This is a genomic window from Nonomuraea sp. NPDC049141 (assembly GCF_040648415.1).
Taxonomy (GTDB): Bacteria; Actinomycetota; Actinomycetes; order Streptosporangiales; family Streptosporangiaceae; genus Nonomuraea.
In genome coordinates this window covers 1-1,214 of sequence record NZ_JBEZDR010000250.1, presented here as the reverse complement: position 1 = coordinate 1,214, position 1,214 = coordinate 1, and the positions used below count along the sequence as shown (strand labels likewise).

Sequence of the window (1,214 nt, the reverse complement as noted above, 5' to 3'; positions counted from 1 at the left end):
GCCGGCAGCGGGCGCTGGGCGCCCGGCCCGACGACGCGTGGCTCCTGCTGCGCGAGCTGGACGAGGTGCTGGACCGGCTCTACGGGCCGCGCACCTTCCGACCCTTCACCCTCACCCCGTAAGGAGCTGTCATGGGCAGTGGAATGTGGTCCACCGACGTGTACGACGCCGCCGACCGCTACCGCCGGAAGACCGGCAAGAGCGCGTTCTCCTACAGCGACAGCGGGGCGCGCAAGGTGCACCCCGCCCTCGACCCCCGCGACGCGATGCGCGAGAGCCGCGACTCCGCCGAGCACCCCCGGTCGACGCCCATCGCGGTGCTCTTCGACGTCACCGGCTCGATGCGCAACGTGCCGCGCGTCCTGCAGACCAAGCTGCCGCAGCTGCTCGGGCTGCTGCAACGGCAGGGCTACGCCAGCGACCCGCAGATCATGTTCGGCGCGATCGGCGACGCCACCTGCGACCGGGTGCCCTTGCAGGTCGGCCAGTTCGAGTCGGACAACCGGATGGACGACGACCTGGGCCGGATCGTGCTGGAGGGCGGCGGCGGCGGGCAGATGACCGAGTCGTACGAGCTGGCCATGTACTTCATGGCCCGGCACACCGTGACCGACGCCTGGGAGAAGCGCGGCCGGCGCGGCTACCTGTTCATCATCGGCGACGAGCTGGCGTACCCGCAGGTGAAGTCCCGGGAGGTGGCCCGCGTCATCGGCGGCGACCTGCGCGAGGACGTGCCGCTGCGGCAGATCGTCGACGAGGTGACCCGCCGCTGGGACACCTACTACCTGCTCCCCGCGGGCAGCCACTACTCCGGCAACGCCAAGGTGCTCGACTCGTGGCGGGACCTGCTCGGGCAGAACGCCGTCGTGCTGGACGACCTCGACGCGGTCTGCGAGACGATCGCGCTCACGGTCGGTCTCGGCGAGCAGGCCATCGACCTGGACGAGGGCCTGCGCGACCTCGACCGGGCCGGCTCCGGCGCCACCGGCACCGTCTCGAAGGCGCTGGCCCGCCTGCGCGGCGGGCGGCGCGCCGAGGTGTCGACGCTGCCCGCGTTCCGCGACACAAGCGGCGAGGTGACCCGGCTGTGAACCACGTGGCGGTGGTCGACCTCGGCTTCGGCGACGCCGGCAAGGGCACGGTCGTGGACTGGCTCTGCGCCACCCGACCCGTGCACACGGTGGTCCGCTTCAACGGGGGCGCGCAGGCGGCGC

The 1,214-nt window shown here is 72.5% G+C and carries 2 protein-coding genes; both read left to right on the top strand.

Annotation, left to right across the window (positions count from 1 at the left end):
* Window positions 1–131: 131 nt before the first annotated feature.
* Window positions 132–1,091, top strand: coding sequence for a hypothetical protein (locus AB0B91_RS66250; RefSeq protein ID WP_357659907.1), 960 nt, complete (start codon window positions 132–134; stop codon window positions 1,089–1,091).
* A partial coding sequence (locus tag AB0B91_RS66245) for an adenylosuccinate synthetase (protein WP_358343298.1) occupies window positions 1,088–1,214 on the top strand: 127 nt, incomplete at its 3' end. The genes AB0B91_RS66250 and AB0B91_RS66245, both read left to right, overlap by 4 nt.

Bases quoted from the DNA above. Each gene is read 5' to 3' on its own strand.
- AB0B91_RS66250 (WP_357659907.1), top strand. From the start codon at position 132: ATGGGCAGTGGAATGTGGTCCACCGACGTGTACGACGCCGCCGACCGC.